Source organism: Bradyrhizobium sp. MI1.3, from assembly GCF_055811695.1.
This window is the reverse complement of record NZ_JBVVPQ010000015.1, coordinates 1-25,572: the sequence shown is the minus strand read 5'-3', so window position 1 is coordinate 25,572 and position 25,572 is coordinate 1. Positions and strand designations below refer to the sequence as shown.

The following is a 25,572-nucleotide window of genomic DNA, read 5'->3' as shown; positions in this document are numbered from 1 at the left end:
CACTCCGAACAGTCAGAAGGCGGTCGATCAGAACACTCGCTGGTCAGAACACTTGGCCGGCGTTCATCGCGAGATGCTCGACGATGGGACCGAGAGCGAGGGCCGGGAAGAAGGTCAGGCCGCCGATGATCAGAATCACGCCGACAACGAGGCCGACGAACAGCCCGCCCGTGGTCGGGAGGGTGCCCGCGGACGGCGGGATCGATTTCTTGGCGGCCAGCGAACCCGCAATCGCCATCGCCGGGATGATCATGAAGAAGCGGCCGACGAACATCGCGCTTGCCAGCGTGAGGTTGTAGAAGAAAGTGTTGCCGGTGAGGCCTGCGAAGGCCGAGCCGTTGTTGCCGGTCGCCGAGGTGAAGGCGTAGAGCACCTCGGTGAAGCCGTGCGGCCCGGCATTCGCCATTGAGGCGACCGCCGCCGGATAGACCACGCCGACCGCGGTCCAGCCGAGGATCATCAGCGGCAGCACCAGGATCGCGAGCATCGCCATCTTGACCTCGCGCGCCTCGATCTTCTTGCCGACATATTCCGGCGTGCGGCCGACCATCAGGCCCGCCACGAAGATCGCGAGGATGACGAACAGCAGCATGCCGTACATGCCGGCGCCGACGCCGCCGACAATGACTTCGCCGAGCTCGATGTTGATCAGCGGAATCATGCCGCCGAGTGCGGTGAAGCTGTCATGCATGGCGTTGACCGCGCCGCAGGAGGCGGCCGTCGTGATCACGGCGAACAGCGAGGACGCGACGATGCCGAAGCGGACCTCCTTGCCCTCCATATTGCCGCCGGTCAGCCCGAGCACGTGCATGGTCGAAGTGCCGCTAGCTTCCGCCCAATAGGTGACGGCGACCCCAGCGACGAACAGCACGCCCATCACGGACAGGATTGCCCAGCCCTGGCGCTGGTTGCCGACCATGCGGCCGAACACGTTGGTCAGCGCCGCGCCGAGCGCGAAGATCGACAGCATTTGCACGAAGTTCGACAGCGCGGTCGGGTTCTCGAAGGGGTGCGCGGCGTTGGCATTGAAGAAGCCGCCGCCATTGGTGCCGAGCATCTTGATCGCGACCTGCGAGGCGACCGGGCCGACCGCAATGGTCTGCTTGGCGCCTTCGAGCGTTGTCGCATCGACATAATCGCCAAGCGTCTGCGGTATGCCCTGCCAAACCAGAAACAGCGTGTAGACGATGCAGATCGGCAGCAGGACGTACAATGTGCAGCGGGTGACATCGACCCAGAAATTCCCGACGGTGCGTGCCGACGCACGCGAGAAGCCACGGATCAGCGCCACCGCCAGCGCGATGCCGGTCGCCGCCGACAAGAAATTCTGGTGCGTCAGGCCGAGCATCTGCACGAGATAGGACAGCGTGCTCTCGCCGCCGTAGTTCTGCCAGTTGGTGTTGGTGATAAAGGAGATCGCGGTGTTGAAGGAGAGATCCTCGGCGACCGCGGCCTGGCCTGCTGGATTGAAGGGCAGGATCGCCTGCAAACGCATCACGCCGTAGATGATGAGGAAGCCACCGACATGGAACAGCAGCATGGCGACCGTATAGGTCAGCCAATGCTGCTCGCGCTTCTCGTCGACGCCGGAGAACCAGTAGATGCCGGCCTCGATCGGACGCAGCACCGGCGACAGGAAGGTCCGCTCGCCGTTGAACACGCTCGTCATGTACCAGCCGAGCGGCTTTACGAGCGCGACGATAATGACGCAAAAGAGAATGATCTGGAGCCAACCGATCATAGTCATGAAATCAACCCTTCAGGCTTCGTGAGCACGGTCAGAATCGCTCGGGCCGCAGCAGCGCGTAAGTGAGGTAGAACAGGAGGCCGAGCGAGACGACGCCAGCGAGCGAATAATCGAAGATCATGGTCCGCTCCCTCAAAGCCGTTCGCAGGCGTAGGTGTAACCGATCGCGAGCGCGAAGAAGGCGAAGCCGAGCGCCAGCATCAGAATGTCCATCATGGAGATACTCCTCGTTGCGCCCTTGATTTCGGCGCAACCGTTTCTCGGGAGACCCGGTCGGCGCGTGAAAGGAAATGCCGGTGCATTCCACGGCGCCTACCGGGACTTTTGACCGGGCTGAAGTGCCATCGCGGTCATAGGTTTTCGAGACGAAGGCCGTGGCGAAGTTATAGGAATCTCATAAAGGGCCGGGGCTGACGGCGTGGTCGGACAACGCTCGCGAGGCACATCACATCGTCGTCCCGGCGAAGAATGGCGCGCCACCGCCCCATCCCACACTTATGAAATCCCTATATCTCCCGCCCCGTCCCCATCTCGTTTTCAAATGCCCTTTTCGCCATCTTGGAGAGGCCGGCCGACTGACCGACGCCAACTCCAGGAGGCCTGACATGACCGCCGCACGCCGACACCACGAACTGCCGTCACTCAGCGACCGCTTGCGCAACACGCAAGTGATGACGCGGCCGTTGATGCTCGACATCATCGCGCACGTCTGCCGCCGCTTCCCTTCGCTTGGACCAAGCGAACGCACCGCACGCATCATGCGCCTGATCGATGTCGAGGCCTGGGCCGATGCCACGCTGGCGCTGGTAGAGCTGGAGCTGCCGCTATGGCAGGTCCGCCGCATCGCCTATGACGAGGGCGAATGGCACTGTGCGCTCTCGCGCGAACGCGAGTTGCCGGACTGGCTCGACGCCGCGGTCGAGGCCAGCCACGTCGATCTTTCGCTGGCGCTGCTGTCGGCTTTCATCGAGGTCGAGGCATTGGCCCTGGAAGTTTCGCGTCCGAGCGTTCCCACTGTTCGTCCCGCGTCTGACCCGCTCTATGAGCCGGTCGGCTGCGAAAATTTCGGCTAGTCCGCCGCTTGTCATCACAGTCGTGGCGCGCAGCCTCGGAGCATAAGCCCTCAGGCGCATCGACCGCGAATTGACCATGGCTGCCTACGGGGCGAGCAACCGGCTCCGTGGCCAAGAGGCACGGCTAAAAGGCGTGGCCAAAAACACTCGGCCGATCTGGCGCAGTTTCACGGAACCGTGTAGATCGGTTTCATGAGCATCAGCAACGTCAACGTGGTCGCCCATCCCCTGGTCCAGCACAAGCTCTCCCTGATGCGGGAGAAGGACCGCTCGACCAAGAGCTTTCGCGAGATCCTGAACGAGATCGGGATGCTGCTCGGCTACGAGGTGACGCGCGACCTGCCGCTGGAGCTGGTCGATATCGAGACGCCGATTTCGCCAATGCGGGCGCCCAAGATCGCCGGCAAGAAGCTCACGCTGGCGCCGATCCTGCGCGCCGGCGTCGGCTTCCTCGACGGCATGCTGGCGTTGATGCCCTCGGCGCGCATCGCCCATATCGGGCTCTACCGCGATCCCGAGACGTTGCAGGCCGTGGAATATTACTTCAAGGCGCCGCAGGACCTGTCGGACCGCACCGTGATCCTGATGGATCCCATGCTGGCGACCGGTAACTCGGCCTGCGCCGGCGCCTCGCTGCTGAAGGCGCGCGGCGCCCGCGACATCCGCTTCGTCTGCCTTCTGGCCGCGCCTGAAGGCATCGCGCAGTTCCAGAGCGAGCATCCCGACGTGCCGGTCTGGACCGCCGCGATCGACGAGCGGCTCAACGACCACGGCTACATCGTGCCGGGGCTGGGCGACGCCGGCGACCGGATGTTCGGCACCAAGTAGACAGGTTCGCGCGATCGGGTTAGTCCGGTTGCCATGAGCGCTAACGAATTTTCGCTGCAATCGCTGATCCGGACCGAAGCCGCCGCCGACCCGGCCTTCGTGTTCGACGGCACGCCGGTCTCGCGCGCGGAATTCTCGGATAAGATCGAGCAGACCGCCGCCTGGCTTGCCGCGCGCGGTATCGGCAAGGGCGATGTCGTCGCGGTCTGGCTGGTCAACCGGATCGAATGGATCCCGCTGCTGTTCGCGGCCGCCCGGCTTGGGGCAATCGTCGCCGCCGTCAATACGCGCTACCGCAGCGCGGAGGTCGCGCATCTCCTGAAGCTGTCCGGCGCCCGTCTGATGGTGATCGAAGCCGCGTTCCGCTCGATCGACTTTGTCGCTATTCTCGCCGACATTGCGAAGGACGAGGTGCCTGCGCTGCGAGAGATCGCGGTGGTCGGCGCGGATGAGATTCCCGCCCAATGGCCCTGCGTGCGCCTCGATGCCTTCGAGAAGCGCTATCCGCCTGCCCCGCCTGCTCAGGATGATTTCGATCTGCCGGTTCTGCTCTACACGACATCGGGCACCACCAAGGGACCGAAGCTTGTCGCGCATTCGCAGCGAACGTTGGCCACGCACGCCGCCTCCGTTGCCAAGGCGCTCAAACTCTCGCCACAGCGCCATGCGCTGCTGGCCATGCTGCCGTTCTGCGGCACTTTTGGCATGACGAGCCTGCTCGGCTTCGTCGCAGCGGGCGCGACCGTCCATGCGCTCGACGCCTTCGAGGCCGCGCCGGCGCTGAGGCTTCTCCGCGAGTGCGGGATCACGCATGCCTTTGGCTCGGACGAGATGTTCCGCCGCATCCTCGCCCTCACCGAGGCGCCGCATCCGTTTCCGCATCTCGAAGTCTGCGGCTTTGCCGCGTTCCAGCCCGGCTGGCGCGAGTTCGCTGCCGAGGCCGAGGCGCGCGGCATGCCGTTGCACGGCCTCTACGGTTCGAGCGAGGTTCAGGCGCTGTTCTCGATCGCACGCTCGAGTGACGCCTTCACAGATCGCATCGAGGGCGGCGGCTGGCCGATGTCGCCGGAGGCCAAGGTCCGTGTGCGCGACACCGAGACCGGCGAGCTCGCGGCTTCAGGTGTCTCAGGCGAGATCGAGATCAACGCGCCGTCGCGCTTCCTGGGCTACTACAACAATCCCGACGCGACGCGCGACGCCATCACCGCGGATGGCTTCTTCCGCACCGGCGATATCGGCCGGCTGCGCGGCGACGGCTCCTTCGTGTACGAAACCCGCGCGGGCGACGCCATGCGGCTCGGCGGCTTCCTGGTCGCGCCCGGCGAGATCGAAGACGAACTCAAATCGTGCGCTGGTGTGGCCGACGCCCAGGTCGTCGCGGTCGATTTGAAGGGAAGCGCCCGCTGCGTTGCCTTCGTGATCCCCGCCCAGCAACCCCACGAGCCGCCGCGGCAGGACGCGTTGATCGCGCGCCTGCGCGAGCGGCTCGCCGGCTACAAGGTCCCGGCGCGGATCTATGTCGTGGAGGCCTTCCCCGTCACCGACAGCGCCAACGGCGTCAAGATCCAGCGCGCCCGGCTTCGAGCCATGGCGATGGAGCGGATCGCTGCCGAATAACGTCTATGGGCTTCGCTTGGAGGCGACCATCGCAGCGCCCCACAATGGTGCGCGCTCAAGCCTAGTATGACTTGGCCAGCCCCAGCACCTTTTCCGCAATGAAGCTGAGCGCAAGCTGCGGACTGACCGGCGCGATGCGCGGGATCAGCACCTCGCGCAAATAGCGCTCGACGTGGAACTCCTTGGCATAGCCGAAGCCGCCATGGGTCATCACCGCCTGCTCGCAGGCATGATATCCGGCTTCGCCCGCAATGTATTTCGCGGCATTGGCGGCGCCACCGCAAGGCATGCCCTTGTCGTATTGCCAGGCGGCCGACATCACCATCAGCCAGGCCGCCTCGAGCTCCACCCAGTTGACGGCCAGCGGATGCTGAATGCCCTGGTTCTTGCCGATGGGCCGGTTGAACACCACGCGGGTCTTGGCGTATTCGGTCGCGCGCGACAGTGCGAGCTTGCCGAGACCGACGGCTTCCGCTGCGATCAGAATGCGCTCCGGGTTCATGCCCTCGAGGATATACTGGAAGCCTTTGCCTTCTTCGCCGATGCGGTCTTCCATGGGGATCTCGAAATCCTCGAAGAACAGCTCGTTGGAATCGACGACCTTGCGGCCCATCTTCTCGATCTCGTGGACCTTGATCCTGTTGCGATCGAAGTCCGTATAGAACAGGCTCAACCCATGCGTCGGCGAGCGCACCTCCTCCAACGGCGTGGTGCGCGCCAGCAGCAGGATCTTGTGCGCGACCTGCGCGGTCGAGATCCACACCTTCTGGCCGTTGACGATGTAGCGGTCGTTCTTGGCCACCGCGCGGGTCTTGAGCTGGGTGGTGTTGAGGCCGGTGTTGGGCTCGGTCACGGCAAAGCACGCCTTCTCGCGGCCCTCGACCATCGGCGGCAGCATGCGCTTGCGCTGTTCCTCGGTGCCGAACACGACCACGGGATTGAGGCCGAACACGTTGATGTGCACCGCGGATGCGCCGGACATGCCGGCGCCGGATTCCGCGATGGCGCGCATCATGATCGCGGCTTCGGTGATGCCGAGCCCGGAACCGCCGTAGGCCTCCGGCACGCAGATGCCGAGCCAGCCGGCGTCGGCGAGCGCCTTGTGGAAGTCGTGCGGGAAGCCGCCGTCGTGGTCCTTCTTCAACCAATAAGCATCGGGAAAGTCTTCGCAGATCTTCGCGATAGCGTCGCGAATGGCCTCCTGCTGATCCGTGAGCGCGAAATCCATGATGGTCTCCTTGCTGGGAGCCGCGCCCGCGCAATCTCCCGCCTCTTCGCGTTTCCCATGCGAAGGCCGTGGCCGATGACTGTACCCGGACGTTCCCTCGCTTGCGTTCTTTAGCTTGAAAAACCGGGTACAGATACGTGAATTTGCCTGCCAACTGTGTGTACCATGCATGGGATCATGCGGCGCCACGGTGTGAACGCGCCGTTATTTCGCAGGGAGGAAGACCGCGATGGCCGGACTTTATTTCGAGGAGTTTTCGGTGGGCCAGGAGTTCAGGCATCCCCTGACGCGGACCGTCACGGAGATGGATAACACCATGTTCAGTCTGCTGACGCTCAACCCGCAGCCGCTGCACATCGACGCGCATTTTTCGGCCCAGACCGAGTTCGGCCAGCGCATTTTCAACAGCCTTTGCACCCTCGGCATCATGATCGGCATGACGGTCTATGATACGACCATGGGAACCACCGTTGCCAACCTGGGCATGACCGACGTCACTTTTCCGAAACCGGTCTTCCATGGCGACACTTTGCGGGCGACGACGAAGGTGCTTTCGTTGCGGGAATCCAAATCGCGCCCCAAGGCGGGCATCGTCGAGTTCGAGCACCACGCTCTCAACCAGAACGACGAAATCGTCGGCAAATGCCGCCGCATGGCGATGATGCACAAGAGGCCGGTCTGATGCGTTCGATGCTGTTCGTGCCGGGCGACTCCCCGCGCAAATTCGAGAAGGCCAGCGAAGGCAACGCCGACGCGCTGATCATCGACCTCGAGGATTCGGTCGTCACCGACAAGAAGCCGGAGGCGCGCGGGTTGACGTTGGCGATGCTGAAGGGCCGCAACAAACCCCATCAGCTCTATGTCCGCGTCAACGCGCTCGACACCGGCATGACGCTCGCCGACCTCGCCGCGGTGATTCCAGGCAAGCCCGACGGCATCGTGCTGCCGAAATCGCAGGGCGGCGACGACGTTCGGCAGGTCGCGACCTGGCTCGAAGCTTTGGAGGCTGCGGCTGGCATCGCCATCGGCGCAACGCGCATCGTCTGCGTCGCGACCGAAACCGCAGGATCGATCTTCGGGCTCGGCGGCTACAAGGGCTGCTCTCCTCGCCTCGCGGGCCTGATGTGGGGCGCGGAGGATCTCTCGGCCTCGCTCGGCGCTACTGAAAAGGCCTCAGGCGGCGTGTTCCACAGCCCCTATCGCTTGGCGCGCGATCTCTGCCTGATGGCGGCCGCCGCGGCCGAGGTCGCGCCGATCGACACCGTCTACACCGACATCGACAATCTGGCGGGGCTCGAACAAGAAACGCGCGCGGCGCGGCGTGACGGTTTTTCGGCGAAAGCGCTGATCCATCCCAAGCACGTCGACGTGGTCAACGCGGCGTTCGAGCCGACCGAGGCCGAGCGCAGTTGGGCCGAGAAGGTGATTACGGCGTTCGCGAACAATCCGAACTCCGGCACGCTACGCCTCGACGGCCAGATGATCGACAAGCCGCATCTTCGCGCAGCGATGAAGATCCTCGGCCAGAGCTAGAGCAGGACGCCGCGCTGCGACAAGGGATCGAGGCCACTCTCAGCGTCGTCGTGACCGGGCTTGTCCCGGCCATTCACGGGCTTCCACACAACCGGCGCCCAAGAACGTGGATGCCCGGGACAAGCCCGGGCATGACGAAGCGAAAACGTCTCGCCCCTCAGGTTACGCAGTTGGGGAGAGCGGAAGCCCGCCGCTAGACGATCTTGATCGACATGTCCGGCAAGCCGTCGAGCTTGCACAACAGCACGTCGCCCTTCACGACCGGACCGACATTCTCGGGCGTGCCGGAATAGATGATGTCGCCGGCCTTGAGCTCGAACGCTTCCGACAGCTTTGCGATCTGCTCGGCCACACTCCAGATCATCTTGCTGAGATCCGAGCTCTGCTTCACTGTGCCGTTGATCGCGAGCGAGATGGCACCCTTGTCGAAATGGCCGGTCTTGCTGGCCGGGTGGATCGGGCCGAGCACCGCGGCGTGGTCGAAGCTCTTGCCGATCTCCCAGGGCTTCTTCTCCGCGGCCATGCCGTTCTGGAGATCGCGCCGGGTCATGTCGAGGCCGAGCGCGTAACCATAGACGTGGTCGAGCGCCTTCTCGGCCGGGATGTTGCTGCCGCCGGATCTCAGCGCGGCGACCAGCTCGACCTCGTGGTGATAGTTCTTGGTCAGCGACGGATAGGGATGATTGGCGACCTCGCCGATCGCGACGTTCTGGATTGCGTCGGTCGGCTTCTGGAAGAAGAACGGCGGCTCGCGGTTCGGGTCCGAGCCGCGCTCGATCGCATGCGCCGCGTAGTTGCGCCCGATGCAGTAGATGCGTCGGACCTGGAACACCTGGGTTTCGCCGACGATCGGGATGGTGACCATCGGCACTGGAAAGATCGGCTTCGGCCCGGTCTGCGCCGCAGCCGGCGCAACTTCCGCGATCGAGACAGCACCTGCGGCCGCGGCAATTGCGAGCAGCTCTCGTCGCGTTGGTGAGATCTCTTTCATGTTTTGTGCTCCCTTTTTATGTTCGTTGGGCGCATCATGCGCGCCGACCCGCCTGATAATCAATATTCAGTATGCCAGCAATGCTGCACCGGCACGTCCTCTGATCGACGAGAACAGGCCACCTGCAGCCGCGCCTTCCAAACCGGCTCCCTTTCGCCACTAGCATGGAACTTGCATAAATTCTGGGCGACATGGATGCCGCATGAACCTCATCAGCCTCGATATCCGCATGCTCCGGTCGCTGATCTCCGTGGTCGAGACCGGCAGCATTACCGAGACCGCGCGGCGGCTGGGCCGCACCCAGCCGGCGATCACCCTGCAATTGCAGCGGCTGGAGGAGCTCACCGGCAAGCAATTGTTCGAGCATGCCGGGCGCCGGCTGACGCTGAGCGAGGACGGCACCACGGTTCTCACCTACGCCAAATCCATCCTGCGGTTGCATGACGAATTGATTTCGCAACTGGCGTCGCAGGAGATCGAGGGTCAGGTCGTGCTCGGCACGCCCGACCTCTATGCGGCCTTCATGCTGCCGCAGATCCTCAGCGTGTTCCGAAAATCCTTCCCGCGCGTCCAGGTCGAGCTCAATTGCGCGCTCTCGACGCCGCTGGTGGGCCTCGTCAAGCGCGGCGATGTCGACATCGCGCTCGTCACCCGCATGAATGATTTTACGGGCGGCCAGGTGGTACGGCGCGAGCAACTGGTCTGGATGACCGGCGAGCAGTCCGCCGCGCACCAGGAGCGGCCCATTCCGCTGGCGTTGCTGCCGCCCGGCAACATCTATCGCGACTACGCGATCGAGACGCTGGAGCGCGCGAATTTGCGCTGGCGCATCGCTTGCGTCAGCGAAAGCGTCGGCGGCCTCCAGGCGGCGGCCTTCGCCGGCATGGCCGTGACCGTACTCGGCCGCAGCGCCCTGGTGCCGGCAATGCGCGAGATCGGCCCGAACGAGGGCCTGCCGCCGCTGCCGAAGATCGAGCTGCTGCTCTACAAGTCGAGCGGCGCGACCTCGAAGGCGGCAACCGCCTTGCACGATTATCTCGCGCACTATCTGCGCCTCGACGAGGAGCTCAGCGGCCGCGGCGATCCGATCGAGCTGTCCTGAGCTTCATGCCTTCGCGCGCGCCGGCTTTTCGCGGAGCGCCAGTGACGGCCAGAACGCTGCCCAGGGCTGCGCCGCTTCGAACGTAGCGGCGATGCGGAAGATCGTGGGCTCGTCGAGCCAGGCAGCGACGATCTGCAAGCCGATCGGCATTCCCTCGCGATCGAAGCCGCAGGGCAGCGTCGCGGCCGGTAGGCCGGCGAGATTGATCGGCCAGGTGAAGGGCGACCAGCCGAGATGCGGATCGACCTTCCCGCCGTCGATCGTCTCGACGCCGAGACGGCCGGCCTCGAACGCAGTCACCGCGACGGTCGGCGTCACCAGCGCATCGACGCGCTCGAAAAGCTTCAGGAAGCCGCTGCGAGCCTGGCCGCGGCGATACCCCGCTTCGATATAGTCCGTGCCGCTGTAGCGCCGACCGGCACTGATGACGTCAAGATAATCTGCTTCGGAGCTGGCGAGATCGGCCGTGGTCTTGCTCGCGACAGCCGCCGCCTGTTCGGTAAAGGCGATCGGCTTCAGCGTGTGCTCGAGGATGCCGGGATCGAGGCCCGGACCATCCATGGTGACCTGCGCGCCGCAGGCATCGAGAATGGCCAACGCCTTGCCGAACGCCGCGCGCACATCGGGGCTGACGGCGGCGTAGCCGAGATCGACGCTGGCGCCGATACGAATGCCGTTCAACGGCGCCGCCTTCGTATCAAACCGCCGCGCCGCCACCGGCAGGCTCGCGGGATCGCGCAGATCGTAGCCGGCGATGATCTCCAGCGTCAGCGCGGCATCCGCGACCGTGCGCGTGATCGGCCCGGTATGCGCGAGCGAGCCCCAGGACGGTGGCGAGAAGCCGGGTGAACGCGGCACCAGGCCAAAGGTCGGCTTGAGGCCGAACACTCCGCAAAAAGACGAAGGCACGCGGATCGAGCCCACGCCGTCCGTTCCGATCGCGATCGGACCGCAGCCGGCGGCAACGCCCGCCGCCGCGCCGCCGCTCGATCCGCCACTGGTGCGACCGGGGTTCCAGGGATTGCGCGTGGTGCCGGTGACCGGGCTGTCCGCCGTCAACTTGTAACCGGACTCGCAGGTCGTGGTCTTGCAGGTGACGATTGCACCCGCCTCCTTCAGCGCCAAGACAACGGCCGCGTCGACATCGGGCACGAATGCCTTGTTCATCGGCGAGCCGCCATGGGCCGGCACGCCTGCAACAAAGACCAGGTCCTTGATCGTCACAGGTATACCGGCGAGCGGCCCCTTGGCCTCGCCGGCGCGCATCTCCCTGGTGAGACGATCGGCCTCCGCCCTCGCCTGCTCGTACATCGGCGTCACCACCGCGTTGCAGGCCCCATTCGTCACCTCCAGGGCGGCAATGGTGTCGTCGACGACATCGCGCGGAGTGAACGCCTTGCGCCGGTAGCCGGCCAGGATCTCGATTGCGGAAAGCGAGCCAAGGCCAGTCGGCGCCGGCGGGAAGGCCGCTCGGCCAAAACCATCAGTCATCATCAACCCTAAAGTACTAGCTGAGCGCCGCGTCGACGGCGCGCTTGGCCATGACCGTGACGAGATGCGCACGGTAGTCGGCTTCGGCATGGATGTCGGAGGTGAGACCCTCGGTGTCGATCTTGATCGCCGCGATCGCGGACGGATCGAAACTTCGAGACAGCGCATCTTCCATCGGGGGAACGCGGAATACGCCGGAGCCCGCTCCGGTCACGGCCACGCGAACGCCATCGGCGAATTTCGCGACGAACACGCCGACCAGCGCATAGCGCGACGCTGGCGCCTTGAACTTGGCGTAGCCCGCCTTGAGCGGTACGGGAAAGCGGATCGCGGTGATGATCTCGCCAGGTTCGAGCGCGGTCTCGAACAGGCCGCGGAAGAACCCGTCGGCCGCGATCTCGCGCGTGCTGGTGACGACGGTCGCGCCAAGGCCCAGCACACCTGCCGGATAATCGGCCGCCGGATCGTTGTTCGCGACCGAACCGCCGATCGTGCCGCGGATGCGCACGGCGGGATCGCCGATCATCGACGCCAGCGCGGCGAGACCGGGAATCTTTCCCTGCACCAGCTTCGAGGCGGCCACCACCGCGTGTGGCGTCATCGCACCGATGGTGATGGTGGCGCCGCCGTCGGTGATGCCCTTCAGATTCCCGAGCTTCGACAGGTCGATCAAGGCAGGCGGGCTGGCCAGCCGCTGCTTCAGCGTCGGGATCAGCGTCATGCCGCCGGCGACGAGCTTGCTGTCCTCGATCGAGGTCAGCAGTTTGGCAGCGTCGGGAATCCGGTCCGGCTGGTGATAGGCAAACGGTTTCATGATTGTCCTCCCTATTCCGCAGCGACCGGCAGCGATGCATTCTGAAGCAGGCGCCAAATCCGGTTCGGCGTCGCCGGCATGTCGACATGGGTGACGCCGAGATGCGACAGCGCATCGACCACCGCGTTGATGACCGCAGCCGGCGAACCGATGGTGCCGACCTCGCCGCAACCCTTCACGCCCATCGGCGTGTGCGTGCACAGCGTCGAATGGGTCGAGATGTTCATCATCGGCATGTGGTCGGCGCGCGGCATGCAGTAGTCCATCAGCGAGCCCGATAGCAGCTGGCCCGAGCCCTCGTCATAGACCGCGTTCTCGTACAGCGCCTGACCGACGCCCTGCACGATGCCGCCGTGCAACTGGCCCTCGACGATCATCGGGTTGATGACCGTGCCGACGTCGTCGACCGCGGTGTAATTGACCAGCGTCACCGTGCCGGTTTCCGGATCGACCTCGACCTCGGCGATGTGACAGCCGCCGGGATAGGTGAAGTTGACGGGATCGTAATAAGCCTGCTCCTCGAGTCCCGGCTCCAGCACTTCGAGCGGATAGTCGTGCGGCACGTAGGCGGCGCCCGCGATCTCCTCGAACGTCTTCATGCGGTCGGTGCCTGCGACCGAGAATTTTCCGGCCTCGAACTGGATATCCATCTCGGCCGCTTCAAGCAGATGCGCCGCGATCTTCTTGCCTTTCGCGACCACCTTGTCGGTCGCCTTCGACAGCGCCGCGCCGCCAACCACCAGCGAACGCGAGCCATAGGTACCCATGCCGAACTGCACGCGATCGGTATCGCCAAACACGATGTCGACATTGTCAAACGCGACGCCGAGCTTTTCCGAGACGATCTGCGCGAACGTCGTCTCGTGGCCCTGGCCGTGATTGTGGGTGCCGATCATGACCGTGACCTGGCCGGTCGGATGCACCCGCACCGTGGCGCTCTCATAGAGCCCGCCGCGCGCGCCCAATCGTCCCGCGAAGCGCGACGGTGCGAGGCCGCAGGCCTCGACATAGGTCGAGTAGCCGAGCCCGCGGAATTTGCCCCTGCGCGCCGACTCCGCCTTGCGGATACCGAAGTTCTTGACGTCGGCCGCGACAAGGGCGCCGTCGAGACACCCCATCGGATCGCCGGAATCGTATTGCACCAGCACCGGCGTCTGATACGGGTAGGCCTCCTTCGGAATCATGTTGCGTCGGCGAATCTCGACGCGGTCGATCCCCATCTCGCTGGCTGCGACGTCGACGATTCGCTCCAGCACGAAGGTCGCCTCGGGACGGCCGGCGCCGCGATAGGCGTCGACCGGAACGGTGTTGGTGAACACCACCTTCACGTTGCAGTAGATTGCTGGCGTGGTGTAGACGCCGCCGAGCAGCGGCCCGTAGAGATTGGTCGGGATGTTCGGCCCGAAGGTCGAGAGATAGCCGCCCATATTGGCGAGCGTGTTGACACGGAAGGCCAGAAACTTCCCGGTCTCGTCCAGTGCAAGCTCGGCCTCGGTGACGTGATCGCGGCCGTGACGATCGGAGACGTAGCCTTCCGACCGGCTCGCGACCCATTTGATCGGCCGCATCACGCGCTTGGCGGCCCAGGTGATCACGGCCTCCTCGCCGTAGTGGAACTGCTTGACTCCAAAGCCGCCGCCGACATCGGGCGCGACCACGCGCAGCTTGTGCTGCGGAATGTTCAGCACCAGCGCGCCCATCAGGAAGCGTACGACATGCGGGAACTGGCTGGTGGTCCACAGCGTGAAGCGATCCGTGCCGGGCTCGTATTCGGCGATCGCCGCGCGCGGCTCCATTGGGTTGCCGATCAGCCTGTTGTTGACGAGGCTGAGCTTTGCGACATGCGCCGCTTTCCGGAACGCAGTCTCGACCGCGGCCTTGTCGCCGAGCTCCCAATCGCAACAGAGGTTGTTCGGCACGTCGTCGAACAATTGCGGCGCGCCGGGCCGCACGGCTTCGAGCACGCCGACCACTGAGGGCAGCACCTCGTAATCGACCGTGAGCAGTTCGGCCGCCGCGCTGGCCTGCGCCGGCGTCTCCGCGACGACGAAGGCCACCATGTCGCCGACGAAGCGCACCTTGCCCTGCGCCAGCATCGGGAATGGGGGCTCCTTCATCGGCACGCCCTTGGCATCCGAGATACCCCAGCCGCAGGGCAGCGATCCCAGCTTGTCCGCGGCGGCATCCTCGCCGGTCAGGACCGCGATGACGCCGGGCGATGCGAGCGCCGCACTCTTGTCGATGCCGCGCAGGATCGCGTGTCCGTGCGGCGAGCGCACGAACACACCCGCCGTCATGCCGGGACGCTTGATGTCGGAGACGTAATTGCCGCGGCCGGTGAGGAAGCGCTGGTCCTCTTTCCGTTTTGGCGAAGCGCCGATCCCGATCACATTGCCCATGGTCACTCTCCCCTGGCGGCGTTCATGGCGGCAGCGCCAGCCATGACCGAGACGACGATGTTCTGATAGCCGGTGCAGCGGCAGATATTGCCTTCAAGGCCATGGCGGACGTCGACTTCCGTCAGATCCGGCTTCTCGGTCGCAAGCGCCACCGCTGTCATCAGCATACCGGGCGTGCAAAAGCCGCATTGCAGGCCGTGATGCTCGCGAAACGCTTCCTGCATCGGATGCAGCTGGTTCGAACCGGGCGCTCCATGAAGCCCCTCGATAGTGAGGAGCGTCGCGCCGTCGAGCGCGGGCGCGAGCAGTGTGCAGCTCTTCACCGGCAGGCCGTCGAGGTGCACCACGCAGGCGCCGCACTGGCTGGTGTCGCAGCCGATATGGGTACCGGTGAGGTTGAGCCGCTCGCGCAGCAGCTCGGCGACTAGCATCGCCGGTTCGACATCGACAATGGTTGGCCGTCCGTTGAGTGTGAAGGATATCTGCACGATCATACTCCTGTGCGCGACGGGTCTTTAGGCGAGTGGAAGCGCGCTGCCGGTGGCCCATGTGGCCATCACGACGTCGCCGACGGTGAACGGATCCGCGAAGAAAGTCTTTTCCGGCACGTAGGCGACGAACGCGTCGTCCGGCACGGTGTCCAGCATGACCTTGACGAAATAGCCCTGGTATTCGATCGCGAGCACACGACTCGGCAGCAACGTGGTGCAGCCCGGCGGTAGTTCCCTGCCCGGCCGGACCAGCGCGACATCGTCGCGGCGCACGGCGATATCGATCTTGTCACCGACGCTCACCGTGGACCGCGCCTGAAGCGGGACCTCGATGCCATCAGGCGCGGCCTGCGCGAGCGTAAAGGTCGAACCGTTGACCTTCTCGACCCGCCCCGACAGCACGTTCTGCCCGCCCATGAACTCAGCGACGTAACGATCGTGCGGATGGGCATAGACGTCGCGGGCCGCGCCCGCCTGCTTGATCCTGCCCTGCTCCATCACCACCACCAGATCGGCGAGCGCGATCGCCTCGAGCTGGGTATGGGTGACGTGGATGAAGGTGATACCGAGCTCCTGCTGCATCCGCCTGAGCTCCTGGCGCATCTGCACGCGGAGCTGCTCGTCCAGGGCGGACAGCGGTTCGTCGAGCAAGAGTACCCTCGGCTCGGTGATCGCGGCGCGCGCCAGCGCCACACGCTGCTGCTGGCCGCCGGAGAGCTGCGCCGGCAGGCGGTCGGCGAATTGCGTCAGCCGCACCTTCTCGATCATGGCATCCGCAGCGCGCAGGCGATCAGCCTTCGACATGCCGCGCACGCGCAAGGCGAACGCGATGTTGTCGCGCACGGTGAGATGCGGGAACAGCGCGTAGGACTGGAACATCATCGCGGTGCGCCGCTGCACCGGCGCAAGACCGACGACGTTCTGCCCGCCGATCACGATCTCGCCGGCGGTCGGGTCCTCGTGGCCGGCGATCATGCGCAAAATCGTGGTCTTGCCGCAGCCGGAGGGACCGATGAAGCAGCAATAGGCGCCGTCGGCTATCTTGAGATTGACACCGTCCACCACATTGGTGACGCCGTCAAAGCTCTTGCAGACGCCCGCCAGTTCGATATCGCCGCGATCACTCTTCATTCTCAGCTCAACCCTTTGTGCTGCTGCCGCGCTTTTTCTGGATCAGCACGATGCTGCCCAGGCTTGCGCCGATCACGATGAAGGAGACGATCGTCGTCACCGTCCCGAGCGCATAGAGTGAGGGGGACGTGACGTTCAGCGTCATGCTCCATATCTCCAGCGGCAGCGTGTTCAGTGAGCCCGCGGTCTGGAGGCTGCGCGCAAACTCGTCGTAGGAGAGCGTGAAGCCGAACAGCGCGACCGCGACGAGGCCGGGCGCCAGCACCGGAATCATCACCAGCCGGATCGATTGCCAGCGGCTGGCGCCGAGGTCGTAGGCCGCCTCCTCCCAGACATGGTTGAAGCGCGACATCACCGCGAACATCACGAGCACGCCGAACGGCAGCGTCCAGGACAGTTGCGCGCCGAGCGCCGAGGTGTACCAGCTCGCATTGAGCCCGAGCGCCTGGAACAACAGACCGGTGCCGAGGCCGAGCACGAGACCCGGCGCGACCAGGCTGCCGATCATCATGTAGAACACGACGGTGTCGCCGCGAAAGCGCTTGCGAAAACCGAGCCCGGCGAGGAACGAGACCACCACCGTGATAACAGTGACAATGACGGCGAGCTTGATCGAGCGGTCGAACGAGCCCTTGACGTCACCGGTCCGCACCTGGGTGAAGAGATCGACGAACCAGTGCAGCGAAGTGCCCTTCATCGGGAACACGAGGCCGCCGCGGATGTCCTGGAACGACAGGACGTAGATGCAGAACATCGGGCCGTAGAGCGCGATCACATAGAACGCAAACAGCGTTGCCAGGACGTAGAACGTCCACGGCCGGCCGCCCTTGCTCGGCGCAATCGCCTTTGTCGCCGGCGCGATCGTCTTTGACACATCGGTTTTGGACATGTCGGCGAGAACCGCGCTCATCGCGTGATCTCCTGCCTGATGTCGACGGTGCGCAGGATCAGCGAGACGATCGCGACCAGCACCAGCGTCAGCAACACTGCGCTGGCCGCCGCGCTCGGATATTGCAGCACGCCGACGTCCTCGTAGAACGCGCTCACCACCGAAGCCGAGCCGCCGCCGGACATCACCTTGACCACGAAGAAATCGCCCATCACGATCGAGACGACGAAGATGGTGCCGAGGGCGATGCCGCTCTTGGACATCGGCACCACGATCAGGCGCATGATGTCGAAACGGCTGGCGCCTGCATCAATCGCGGCCTCGATCAGCTTCTTGTCGATCCGCGCCATGGAATTGAAGATCGGCACGATCATGAAAATGGTGAGCTGGTGGACATAGGCGATGACGACCGCTAGGTCCGAGAACAGCAGCACTTCCAGCGGCTGGGGGATCACGCCAAGCCCCAGCAGCGCCTGGTTGATCAGGCCTTCCTTGCCGAGCAGCGGAATCCAGGAAATCATCCGGATGATGTTCGAGGTCCAGAACGGCACCGTGCAGAGCAGGAACAGGCCAATCGCCAGCAACTGGTTGCGGACGTGGAAAACCAGGAAGTAGGCGACGAAGAAGCCGATGATCAGTGTGAAGATCCAGGTCAGCACCGTGAATTTGATGGTCGCGAGATACAGCTTCAGCGTCAGCGCCGAATGCAGCACCTCGACATAGCTTGCGAGCGTGAGGCCCGGCGTCAGCCCGCCAAAGCCGTCGGTGGCAAAGAAGCTCGCGGCCAGCACGACCAGGATCGGCGCCACGAAGAACGGCACGAGCACCAGCACGAGCGGAGACACGTAGAGCCAGCCGGCGAGATTTGCGCGTGGTGAGGTTTGAGCTGGACTAAGAGCTGGACTAAGGCTTGGCTGCATGTCGGCAAACGCCTCGAACTCGGTCATTTGGCACCGGCGCATCGCCACGCCGGCGCTTCGTTCACGTCAGGAAAAGCAGGTTTCAGGCCACCTTGAAGTCGTTCCAGCGCTTGTTCATGTAGGCGGCTTCGTCCATCAGCGTATTCCAGCAGGAGATGTTCTTGACGCGGTCGAGGAACGAACCGCCGTCGCGCTTGGTGCCCGCCTTCTCCATCGCAACGCCATAGGGATCGTTGACCACCTCCGGCGCGGGCTGGCCCTCGTACCAGAACGCCCATTCGGCCGGCGTGAGGAATTTCTTCGCAGTCGAAGGCACCGGGCTGTAATAGCCGTAGCGCGCGACGAAGCCGCCCTGCCAGCCCGACAGATACCAGTTGAGATATTCGTAGGCCGCGTCCAGCTTCTTGCCGGAGAGATGCTTCATCAGGCCCATGCCGTTGCACCAGCCGCGATAGCCTTCCTTGCCGTTCTTGATGTTGACCGGCGCGTAGACGCAGGGGATTTCTTTCACGCGCACCGCGGCAACCGCCGGCGACCACATCGACTGGATGACCACTTCGCCCGCCGCCATCAGCTGCACCGACTGGTCGAAGGTAGTCCAGGTCGCGCGGAACTGGCCCTGCTTCTTGAGCTCGATCAGCTTGTTGCAGGTGAAGTCGATCTCCTCCTTGGTCATGTTGCCCTTGTTGCCGTACTTGATCAGCCCGGCGCTTTCGAAGCAGAGCGCGGCGTCCATGATGCCGATCGCGGGCACGTCGAGGATCGCGGCCTTGCCTTTGAATTTCGGATCGATCAGATCCTTCCATTCCGTGACTTCATGGCCGACGAGGTCGGGGCGGTAACCGATGGAGTCGGCGTTGTAGACCTGCGGCAGGAAGGTCGCCCATTCGGTCACGCCGTCGTTCAGATCGGTCGAATCGGGCTTGGCGATATACATGGCCTCGTAGGGCGAGATGCCCTGGCGCGGGATCTTGTGACCGTCGATCTCCCCCTTGGTGAAGATCGGCAGGATGTTGTCGAACTCCTTGATCTTCTTGACCTCGATGCCCTGGATCACGCCGCGCTTGGCGGCGAGCTTGGCCTGCCAGCCCTCGAGATCGGCGATATCGACCGTATTAGGCTGGCTTATGAAGCGGTTGATGGCAGCGGAGGTGTCGAGGTTCTGCATCGTCACCTTGAAGCCGAGATCCTTGGCCGCCTGGTCGCCGATCGCCTTCACCACCGAATAGGACACGCCGACATGGCGCAGCTCGATGTCCTTGATCTCCTGCGCCCAGATGGTTGGGAATCCGCGGATCGCGTCCGATCCTGCGGCAGCGCCGGCCACCGCCGCAGCGCCCTTCAACAGCGTGCGTCGGCTCAGCTTTTTCGCAGACCTGTCGCTCGTCCCCGCCGGATTGGCAGTGGATGTCCCCTTGTCCCTGTCAAGCATGGCAACCCTCGTTGGCTACGATGAACGCTGCGCACCGGTCGCCATTGACCGGCTGCGGATGTGACCAATTGCGCAGGAGGCTATGGGCGGGATGTTGTGAAGTAAAATTGGAAGTAAAAATTCGCTGCATAAACGCGGCTAATGGTTCGCCCCGCTGCACCGGCTTTTGGCAGCGCGCATAAGAAGGCGTCAAGACGTGCATACAAAACGATGGCTTCGAACGTGCGGGCCCGTTCGCGCGGCAGACGTGATGAAGGCGGCCCTCAGGACCTGAGCTGGTCCCGCGCCGTTTCCGGCGCCACCAGTGTGGCGATGATGGTGACGATCGACAGCGCGATGATGTAGACCGACACGGCCCAATAAGAACCCGCCCATGCCAGCAGTGCTGTCGCAATCAGCGGCGAAAAGCCGCCGCTCAGCGCGGCGGCAACGTTGGCTCCCAGCGATGCGCCGCTGTAGCGCACCTGGGTGCGGAACAGCTCCGGCATGAAGGCCGCCTTCGGCCCGAACAGCAGCGCATGCGTCAATGTCATCGTGACGACGAGCGCGAGCGTGATCAGCGCCGGATCCCTGGTGTCGAGGAACCAGAACAACGGAAACGCCAGCGCCACCGAGAACACACCGCCGGCGAGATACAGCGCCTTGCGGCCGAAGATGTCGGACAGCCAGCCTGCGAGGGGCAACGTCGCGAGCTCGACGAGCGCGGCATAGACCACCGCATTGAGGATCACCTGCCGCGGCAGGCCGAGCTGCGTCGTGGTATAGACCACGGTGAAAACAGTGAGGAGATAAGCAAGCCCGACTTCGGACACCGTGATGCCGATCGCGAGCAGGAAGCTGCGCCAGTCGCGGCGCAGGACTTCCAGCGCCGGCTGCGCCAGGACCTCCTTGCGCTCGAGCACCTCCTTGAAGTGCGGCGTCTCCGCGAGTTTCAGCCTTACGATGAAGCCGACGCCGACGAGCAGGATGCTGATCAGAAACGGCACGCGCCAGCCCCAGCTCAAGAAGTCCGCTTCGGGCAGCTGCGTCATCAGACCGAAAATGCCGGTGGACGCGGCGACTCCGACCGGGAAGCCGATCTGCACCAGACTGCCGTAGAAGCCCCGGCGGTTGCCGGCGTGCTCGGCCACCATGACCACCGCCCCGCTCCACTCGCCACCGAGCCCGATGCCCTGGACGAAGCGCAAAATGACGAGGAAGATCGGCGCCCAGACGCCGATCTGACTGTAGGTCGGCAGGCAACCGATCAGGAACGTGCCCAGTCCCATCGCGATCATGGTCGCGACCAGCATCTTCTTGCGGCCGACCCGGTCACCATAATGCCCGATGATGGCACCGCCAATCGGCCGCGCGACAAAGCCGACCGCATAGGTCGAGAACGCCGCCAGCGTGCCGACGAAGGGATCGAAGCTCGGGAAGAACAGCTTGTTCAGCACCAGCGCCGCCGCCGTGCCGTAGATCAGGAAGTCGTACCACTCGATAGCCGTGCCGAGCGCGCTCGCCCACACCACATGCGCCGTCGTCGATTTCTCCGCCGCAGTGGAGACCCCCGATGCTGCCGTCATTGCCGCGCCCCAAGATTCCTGGGCGCCATCATGGCCAATCGCGATGGCGGTTGCAACTTGTCCGGGCATAGTCGTCGACGAGGATCACAGTGGGTGACAATTGCGCGCTACTGCTTCAGCACCGTCATTGCGAGGAGCCCTTGCGACGAAGCAATCCAGAATCCCGCCGCGGAAAGAACCTGGATTGCTTCGCTTCGCTCGCAATGACGTTGTTGAAACAGTCGCGTGCGCCGCTCCGCAACCTCTTCGCGGCCTTCACGGAACCTGCATCCCTTTATTCGCCATTGACAAACTTATTCAACATTATCTAACTTGCTCTCACAATAACCAGCCGCGCCAAGCGGCCCATAAACGAGAGGGAACGACGATGAGAGGGCTTTTGGCCTGCGCTATGCTCGGGGCCATGACTTCGGCTGCCATAACCACCGTTGCGAACGCGCAAATCTCCGACGACGCTGTGCGGATCGGCGTGCTGACGGATCTGTCGAGCTGGGGCCGCGACAACAGCGGGCCAGGCTCCGTGGAGGCCGCGAAGATGGCGGTGGAGGAGTTCGGGCCCACCGTGCTCGGCAAGCCGATCGAGATCATCAGCGCCGACCATCAGATGAAGACCGACGTCGGCGTGCAGATCGTGCGCGGCTGGTTCGACAACGGCAAGGTCGATGCCGTCGTCGACATTCCCAATTCCGGCATCGCGATCGCCGTCCACAACATGGTGCGCGAGCGCAACAAGATCGCGCTGCTGTCAGGCCCCGGCGCGAGTTCGTTGACCGACGAGCTTTGCAGCCCGAACACCGTGCACTTCACCTATGATACCTACGCGCTGTCGAAGGTGACGGCCTCCGCCGTGATCAAGGAAGGCGGCAAATCCTGGTACTTCATCACCGCCGACTACGCCTTCGGCCAGCAGCTCGAGAAGGACGCCACGCGCTTCATCAACGAGATGGGCGGCAAGGTTTTGGGTGGCGTGAAGCACCCGACCAATACGGCCGATTTCTCCTCCTTTGCACTCCAGGCGCAAAGCTCGAAATCGGACGTCGTCGCCTTCGCCAATGCAGGCCAGGACACCGACAATGCGATCAAGCAGTCGGGCGAGTTCGGCCTGGTCCAAGGCGGCCAGAAGCTGGTCGGCCTCTTGATGTTCGACACCGACGTGCACGCGATCGGGCTCAAATCCGCGCAGGGCACCTACATGACCACTGCGTCGTACTGGAACATGGACGAGGCGACCCGCGCATGGTCGCGGAAATTCTACGAGCGCACCAAGGTGATGCCGACCATGATCCAGACCGGCGTCTACGGCTCGGTGCTGCATTATCTCAAGGCCATCAAGGCCGCCGGCACCGATGATCCCGCCAAGGCGATGGCCAAGATGCGCGAGCTGCCAATCGAGGATACATTCGTTCATGGCGGACGCTTGCGCGAGGACGGCCGCGTCATTCGCGACATGTATCTCGCCAAGGTGAAAACGCCAGAGCAGTCCAAAGAACCCTGGGATTATTTGGAGATCATCAAGACGGTGAAGGGCGAGGACGCCTTCCGCCCGGTCTCCGAATCCAAATGTCCGCTGCTGAAGAAGTGAGGCCTGCATGACCGGCAACGAGCGCAACGCAATTGAGATTTACGAGTGCGATGTGCTCGTGGCCGGATCTGGCTGCTCCGGCATGTCGGCCGCGATCACCGCGCGCTATCGCGGTCTCGACGTCCTGATCGTCGAGAAGGAGCCGCGCTTCGGCGGCACCACCGCCCGCTCCGGCGGCTGGTTGTGGATTCCCGGCACCTCGCTGGCAAAGGCCTACGGCATCGAGGAGACGCCTGAGCAGGCCCGCACCTATCTGCGGCACGAAGCCGGCAACAACTTTGACGCCGCGCGCGTCGATGCATTCCTGAGCGCCGGGCCCGAGGCGGTCGATTTTTTCACCAGCAAGACCGCGCTCCGTTTCGACATGCCGCTGGTGTTCCCGGACTACCACGCCGAGGCGCCCGGCGGCGCCCAGGGTGGCCGTTCGATGGTGGCACGCCCGTTCGACGGCCGCGAGCTCGGCGACCAGATTAAGACCCTCGGCATGCCCCTGCCCGAGCTGACCGTATTCGGAATGATGCTTGGATCCGGCAAGGACATCGTCCATTTCATGCGCGCGACGAAGTCGCTGAATTCGGCGGTCTATGTCGCAAAGCGCCTGTCGCGGCATCTGATGGACGTGCTGCGCTATGGCCGCGGCATGACGCTGACCAATGGCAACGCATTGGCCGGGCGCCTCGCGAAATCCGCACAGGATTTTAAGATTCCGATGTGGCTGTCCGCGCCGGTACGCGAGCTGACGGTCGAGAACGGCACTGTCACCGGCGCCATCGTCGCCCGCGAGGGACGCGACGTCCGCATTCGTGCCAGACAAGGCGTCGTGCTCGCCTGCGGCGGTTTCCCGCATGATGTCGAACGGCGCAAAAAGCTGTTCCCGCACGCGCCGACTGGGAACGAGCATTTTTCGCCGGGACCGACCGGCAATACCGGCGACGGCCTGCGCCTTGCGGAAAGCGCCGGCGGACAGGTCGAGGACCGGCTGCCGAACGCGGCAGCCTGGGTCCCGGTCTCGGTCACCAAGCGCAAGGACGGCTCAAGCGGTGTGATGCCGCATTTCATCGACCGCGCCAAACCCGGCGTGATCGCGGTGATGCGTGACGGCAAGCGCTTTGCCAACGAGGGCAATTCCTATCACGACTTCGTCCAGGCCATGGTGAAGGCTGCGAAGCCCGGCGAGGAGATCGCGGCCTATCTCGTCTGCGATCACCAGACGCTTCGGAAGTACGGCCTCGGCTGCGTGCCGCCATTCCCGATGCCGCTAGGTCATCACCTCAAGACCGGCTATCTCATGCGCGGCGAGACGCTGGAGGCGCTCGCGGCAAAGGCGGGCATCGACAGCATGGCGTTCGTCGAGACCGTCAAGCAGTTCAATGCGACCGCACCACAGGGGCATGATGCGGCCTTCGGCAAGGGCTCAAAGGCCTATAACCGCTACCAGGGCGATGCGCTGCACGGCCCGAACCCGTGCGTCGCGCCCATCGAGAACGGTCCGTTCTACGCCATCAAGATGGTGGTCGGCGATCTCGGCACCTATGCCGGCATCGTCACCGACGAGAACGCGCGGGCGCTGGATGCAGAAGGACGGGTCATTCCGGGGCTCTATGCCGCCGGCAACGACATGGCGAGCATCATGGGCGGCAATTATCCCGGTGCCGGCATCACGCTTGGGCCGGCGCTGACCTTCGGCTACATTGCCGGCCGTCATCTCGCCGACAGCGCCGCCAAGCGCAACGCGGCGTAAGCCACGCCAGGAGGCGCATGAAGAGAGAAAGCCGCGGCATCCAGTCGATCGAGGTCGGCGGCGAATTGCTCCGCGCGCTTGCGAGAAGCGGCGGGCCGATGATGCTGCGCGATCTCGCGCGCGAGGCCGGCATGACGCCGGCCAAGGCGCATCCCTATCTCGCCAGCTTCTCCCGCATCGGCCTGATCGAGCAGGACGAGACCACCGGCCGCTACGAGATCGGCGCGCTGGCGCTGGAGCTCGGCCTGATCAGCCTGCGCCGCCTCTCCGGCGTGCGTATCGCCGGACCGAAGATCGCGGCGCTCGCGAGTCAGATCGGGCACGCGGTGTCGCTGGCGGTCTGGGGCACGCATGGTCCCACCGTGGTGCAGTTGGAGGAGCCCGGCCAGCCGGTGCACATCGTGATGCGGGCCGGCTCGGTGATGGCCCTGCTGGAGACCGCGACCGGCCGCGCCTTTGCCGCCTTCCTGCCGGAGAAGACCATCGACGCCGCACTCGAAAGCGGCCTCGATCGTCACGGCGTCGGCTATAACCCGAAGCGGCCGATCAAGGGCGTGAAGCTCGCTGACATGCTCACCGAAGTGCGCAAGCACGGCCTCGCCCGCGCGCTCGGCGACCCCCTGCCCGGCGTCAATGCGTTCGCCGCGCCGGTGTTCGACCATTCCGGCCATGTCGCACTGGTGATCACCGCGATGGGGCCGGAAGGCACGTTCGATGCCCGCTGGGACAGCGCGATCGCCCACGCGCTACGCGACTGCGCCGGCGGGATCTCGAAGCGGCTCGGTTACGGGATGACGGTTGCGGCGGAGTGAGGTTGCCTGCAACCACCGCTGTCATGCCCCGCAAAGGCGGGGCATCCAGTACGCCGCGGCCCATCGGCCCTGTCGCTGCTATCTCGGAGTACTGGATCGCCCGGTCAAGTGTTTAGACCGGAGACATAGCTGACGCTTGTTCGGACACATCACTGACAGGTTGGCCATTGGTCAAGTCGATTGATG

At 64.4% G+C, this 25,572-nt stretch carries 22 protein-coding genes; 9 read left to right on the top strand and 13 right to left on the bottom strand.

Annotated elements, in window-relative coordinates:
* Positions 1 to 43: 43 nt before the first annotated feature.
* Both kdpA and AC0L3A_RS13470 read right to left on the bottom strand, forming a co-directional pair.
* Complete coding sequence (kdpA, locus tag AC0L3A_RS13475; RefSeq protein WP_473254533.1) at positions 44 to 1,747, bottom strand: potassium-transporting ATPase subunit KdpA; 1,704 nt, start codon at positions 1,745 to 1,747, stop codon at positions 44 to 46.
* A gap of 31 nt (positions 1,748 to 1,778) precedes the next feature.
* Positions 1,779 to 1,868, bottom strand: a complete 90-nt coding sequence (locus AC0L3A_RS13470) for a K(+)-transporting ATPase subunit F (protein ID WP_007595755.1) — start codon at positions 1,866 to 1,868, stop codon at positions 1,779 to 1,781.
* Positions 1,869 to 2,352: 484 nt separating this feature from the next.
* Between AC0L3A_RS13470 and AC0L3A_RS13465 the strand changes: the two genes are divergently transcribed.
* From AC0L3A_RS13465 to AC0L3A_RS13455, 3 genes are all read left to right on the top strand, one after another.
* Positions 2,353 to 2,820, top strand: coding sequence for a hypothetical protein (locus tag AC0L3A_RS13465; protein WP_354168286.1), 468 nt, complete (start codon positions 2,353 to 2,355; stop codon positions 2,818 to 2,820).
* A gap of 192 nt (positions 2,821 to 3,012) precedes the next feature.
* A complete protein-coding gene (gene upp / locus AC0L3A_RS13460; RefSeq protein ID WP_354127265.1) occupies positions 3,013 to 3,648 on the top strand; it encodes a uracil phosphoribosyltransferase in 636 nt (211 codons plus the stop codon).
* Between the two features lie 33 nt (positions 3,649 to 3,681).
* On the top strand, positions 3,682 to 5,265 hold the full coding sequence (locus AC0L3A_RS13455; RefSeq protein WP_473254532.1) for an AMP-binding protein: 1,584 nt from the start codon (positions 3,682 to 3,684) through the stop codon (positions 5,263 to 5,265).
* Between the two features lie 61 nt (positions 5,266 to 5,326).
* On the opposite strand, the gene AC0L3A_RS13450 is transcribed toward AC0L3A_RS13455, so the two are convergent.
* On the bottom strand, positions 5,327 to 6,493 hold the full coding sequence (locus AC0L3A_RS13450; protein ID WP_007595760.1) for an acyl-CoA dehydrogenase family protein: 1,167 nt from the start codon (positions 6,491 to 6,493) through the stop codon (positions 5,327 to 5,329).
* 229 nt (positions 6,494 to 6,722) lie between these two features.
* On the opposite strand from AC0L3A_RS13450, the gene AC0L3A_RS13445 reads away from it, so the two are divergent.
* Both AC0L3A_RS13445 and AC0L3A_RS13440 read left to right on the top strand, forming a co-directional pair.
* Positions 6,723 to 7,175 (top strand): MaoC family dehydratase, encoded by a 453-nt coding sequence (locus AC0L3A_RS13445; RefSeq protein ID WP_473254531.1) that lies wholly within the window; start codon positions 6,723 to 6,725, stop codon positions 7,173 to 7,175.
* Positions 7,175 to 8,026, top strand: coding sequence for an HpcH/HpaI aldolase/citrate lyase family protein (locus AC0L3A_RS13440; protein WP_473254530.1), 852 nt, complete (start codon positions 7,175 to 7,177; stop codon positions 8,024 to 8,026). The genes AC0L3A_RS13445 and AC0L3A_RS13440 overlap by 1 nt, the downstream gene beginning before the upstream one ends.
* Positions 8,027 to 8,219: 193 nt before the next feature.
* On the opposite strand, the gene AC0L3A_RS13435 is transcribed toward AC0L3A_RS13440, so the two are convergent.
* Positions 8,220 to 9,017, bottom strand: coding sequence for a fumarylacetoacetate hydrolase family protein (locus AC0L3A_RS13435; RefSeq protein WP_473254529.1), 798 nt, complete (start codon positions 9,015 to 9,017; stop codon positions 8,220 to 8,222).
* Positions 9,018 to 9,219: 202 nt separating this feature from the next.
* Here AC0L3A_RS13435 and AC0L3A_RS13430 point away from each other — a divergent pair, with 202 nt between their 5' ends.
* Entirely contained in the window at positions 9,220 to 10,119 is a 900-nt protein-coding gene (locus tag AC0L3A_RS13430; RefSeq protein WP_354127261.1) for a LysR substrate-binding domain-containing protein, read from the top strand.
* Positions 10,120 to 10,122: 3 nt separating this feature from the next.
* On the opposite strand, the gene AC0L3A_RS13425 is transcribed toward AC0L3A_RS13430, so the two are convergent.
* From AC0L3A_RS13425 to AC0L3A_RS13385, 9 genes are all read right to left on the bottom strand, one after another.
* Positions 10,123 to 11,610, bottom strand: coding sequence for an amidase (locus tag AC0L3A_RS13425; RefSeq protein WP_473254528.1), 1,488 nt, complete (start codon positions 11,608 to 11,610; stop codon positions 10,123 to 10,125).
* Between the two features lie 16 nt (positions 11,611 to 11,626).
* The gene (locus AC0L3A_RS13420) at positions 11,627 to 12,424 is read right to left on the bottom strand and encodes an FAD binding domain-containing protein (protein ID WP_219681210.1); all 798 of its coding nucleotides are present in this window, start codon (positions 12,422 to 12,424) and stop codon (positions 11,627 to 11,629) included.
* A gap of 11 nt (positions 12,425 to 12,435) precedes the next feature.
* Positions 12,436 to 14,823, bottom strand: a complete 2,388-nt coding sequence (locus AC0L3A_RS13415) for a xanthine dehydrogenase family protein molybdopterin-binding subunit (RefSeq protein WP_219681212.1) — start codon at positions 14,821 to 14,823, stop codon at positions 12,436 to 12,438.
* Positions 14,824 to 14,825: 2 nt separating this feature from the next.
* Positions 14,826 to 15,317 carry a (2Fe-2S)-binding protein gene (locus AC0L3A_RS13410; protein WP_473254527.1) on the bottom strand — a complete coding sequence of 164 codons (492 nt, stop codon included), beginning with the start codon at positions 15,315 to 15,317 and terminating at the stop codon, positions 14,826 to 14,828.
* 21 nt (positions 15,318 to 15,338) lie between these two features.
* Entirely contained in the window at positions 15,339 to 16,445 is a 1,107-nt protein-coding gene (locus AC0L3A_RS13405; protein ID WP_007595769.1) for an ABC transporter ATP-binding protein, read from the bottom strand.
* A gap of 7 nt (positions 16,446 to 16,452) precedes the next feature.
* Positions 16,453 to 17,355: an ABC transporter permease gene (locus tag AC0L3A_RS13400; RefSeq protein WP_007595770.1), complete on the bottom strand. Its 903-nt coding sequence runs from the start codon at positions 17,353 to 17,355 to the stop codon at positions 16,453 to 16,455.
* A complete protein-coding gene (locus tag AC0L3A_RS13395; RefSeq protein WP_473254526.1) occupies positions 17,352 to 18,281 on the bottom strand; it encodes an ABC transporter permease in 930 nt (309 codons plus the stop codon). The genes AC0L3A_RS13400 and AC0L3A_RS13395 overlap by 4 nt, the downstream gene beginning before the upstream one ends.
* Before the next feature lie 55 nt (positions 18,282 to 18,336).
* Entirely contained in the window at positions 18,337 to 19,686 is a 1,350-nt protein-coding gene (locus AC0L3A_RS13390; protein ID WP_007595773.1) for an ABC transporter substrate-binding protein, read from the bottom strand.
* Between the two features lie 263 nt (positions 19,687 to 19,949).
* Positions 19,950 to 21,251: an MFS transporter gene (locus AC0L3A_RS13385; RefSeq protein WP_473254525.1), complete on the bottom strand. Its 1,302-nt coding sequence runs from the start codon at positions 21,249 to 21,251 to the stop codon at positions 19,950 to 19,952.
* Positions 21,252 to 21,618: 367 nt separating this feature from the next.
* Here AC0L3A_RS13385 and AC0L3A_RS13380 point away from each other — a divergent pair, with 367 nt between their 5' ends.
* The 3 genes from AC0L3A_RS13380 to AC0L3A_RS13370 are packed head-to-tail and all read left to right on the top strand — an operon-like array spanning position 21,619 to position 25,386.
* Positions 21,619 to 22,833, top strand: a complete 1,215-nt coding sequence (locus AC0L3A_RS13380; RefSeq protein ID WP_354127254.1) for an ABC transporter substrate-binding protein — start codon at positions 21,619 to 21,621, stop codon at positions 22,831 to 22,833.
* Between the two features lie 7 nt (positions 22,834 to 22,840).
* On the top strand, positions 22,841 to 24,574 hold the full coding sequence (locus tag AC0L3A_RS13375) for an FAD-dependent oxidoreductase (protein ID WP_473254524.1): 1,734 nt from the start codon (positions 22,841 to 22,843) through the stop codon (positions 24,572 to 24,574).
* Between the two features lie 17 nt (positions 24,575 to 24,591).
* Positions 24,592 to 25,386, top strand: coding sequence for an IclR family transcriptional regulator (locus AC0L3A_RS13370; RefSeq protein ID WP_354127252.1), 795 nt, complete (start codon positions 24,592 to 24,594; stop codon positions 25,384 to 25,386).
* Positions 25,387 to 25,572: the final 186 nt, after the last annotated feature.

What these genes read in the sequence shown, in the direction of transcription:
- AC0L3A_RS13435 (WP_473254529.1), bottom strand. Translation starts at nt 9,017, where the DNA reads ATGAAAGAGATCTCACCAACGCGACGAGAGCTGCTCGCAATTGCCGCG.
- AC0L3A_RS13375 (WP_473254524.1), top strand. Translation starts at nt 22,841, where the DNA reads ATGACCGGCAACGAGCGCAACGCAATTGAGATTTACGAGTGCGATGTG.
- AC0L3A_RS13470 (WP_007595755.1), bottom strand. Translation starts at nt 1,868, where the DNA reads ATGATCTTCGATTATTCGCTCGCTGGCGTCGTCTCGCTCGGCCTCCTG.
- AC0L3A_RS13425 (WP_473254528.1), bottom strand. Translation starts at nt 11,610, where the DNA reads ATGACTGATGGTTTTGGCCGAGCGGCCTTCCCGCCGGCGCCGACTGGC.
- AC0L3A_RS13370 (WP_354127252.1), top strand. Translation starts at nt 24,592, where the DNA reads ATGAAGAGAGAAAGCCGCGGCATCCAGTCGATCGAGGTCGGCGGCGAA.
- AC0L3A_RS13390 (WP_007595773.1), bottom strand. Translation starts at nt 19,686, where the DNA reads ATGCTTGACAGGGACAAGGGGACATCCACTGCCAATCCGGCGGGGACG.
- AC0L3A_RS13415 (WP_219681212.1), bottom strand. Translation starts at nt 14,823, where the DNA reads ATGGGCAATGTGATCGGGATCGGCGCTTCGCCAAAACGGAAAGAGGAC.
- AC0L3A_RS13430 (WP_354127261.1), top strand. Translation starts at nt 9,220, where the DNA reads ATGAACCTCATCAGCCTCGATATCCGCATGCTCCGGTCGCTGATCTCC.
- AC0L3A_RS13420 (WP_219681210.1), bottom strand. Translation starts at nt 12,424, where the DNA reads ATGAAACCGTTTGCCTATCACCAGCCGGACCGGATTCCCGACGCTGCC.
- AC0L3A_RS13440 (WP_473254530.1), top strand. Translation starts at nt 7,175, where the DNA reads ATGCGTTCGATGCTGTTCGTGCCGGGCGACTCCCCGCGCAAATTCGAG.
- AC0L3A_RS13450 (WP_007595760.1), bottom strand. Translation starts at nt 6,493, where the DNA reads ATGGATTTCGCGCTCACGGATCAGCAGGAGGCCATTCGCGACGCTATC.
- AC0L3A_RS13380 (WP_354127254.1), top strand. Translation starts at nt 21,619, where the DNA reads ATGAGAGGGCTTTTGGCCTGCGCTATGCTCGGGGCCATGACTTCGGCT.
- AC0L3A_RS13385 (WP_473254525.1), bottom strand. Translation starts at nt 21,251, where the DNA reads ATGACGGCAGCATCGGGGGTCTCCACTGCGGCGGAGAAATCGACGACG.
- AC0L3A_RS13400 (WP_007595770.1), bottom strand. Translation starts at nt 17,355, where the DNA reads ATGAGCGCGGTTCTCGCCGACATGTCCAAAACCGATGTGTCAAAGACG.
- AC0L3A_RS13445 (WP_473254531.1), top strand. Translation starts at nt 6,723, where the DNA reads ATGGCCGGACTTTATTTCGAGGAGTTTTCGGTGGGCCAGGAGTTCAGG.
- AC0L3A_RS13395 (WP_473254526.1), bottom strand. Translation starts at nt 18,281, where the DNA reads ATGACCGAGTTCGAGGCGTTTGCCGACATGCAGCCAAGCCTTAGTCCA.
- AC0L3A_RS13405 (WP_007595769.1), bottom strand. Translation starts at nt 16,445, where the DNA reads ATGAAGAGTGATCGCGGCGATATCGAACTGGCGGGCGTCTGCAAGAGC.
- AC0L3A_RS13410 (WP_473254527.1), bottom strand. Translation starts at nt 15,317, where the DNA reads ATGATCGTGCAGATATCCTTCACACTCAACGGACGGCCAACCATTGTC.
- upp (WP_354127265.1), top strand. Translation starts at nt 3,013, where the DNA reads ATGAGCATCAGCAACGTCAACGTGGTCGCCCATCCCCTGGTCCAGCAC.
- AC0L3A_RS13465 (WP_354168286.1), top strand. Translation starts at nt 2,353, where the DNA reads ATGACCGCCGCACGCCGACACCACGAACTGCCGTCACTCAGCGACCGC.
- kdpA (WP_473254533.1), bottom strand. Translation starts at nt 1,747, where the DNA reads ATGACTATGATCGGTTGGCTCCAGATCATTCTCTTTTGCGTCATTATC.
- AC0L3A_RS13455 (WP_473254532.1), top strand. Translation starts at nt 3,682, where the DNA reads ATGAGCGCTAACGAATTTTCGCTGCAATCGCTGATCCGGACCGAAGCC.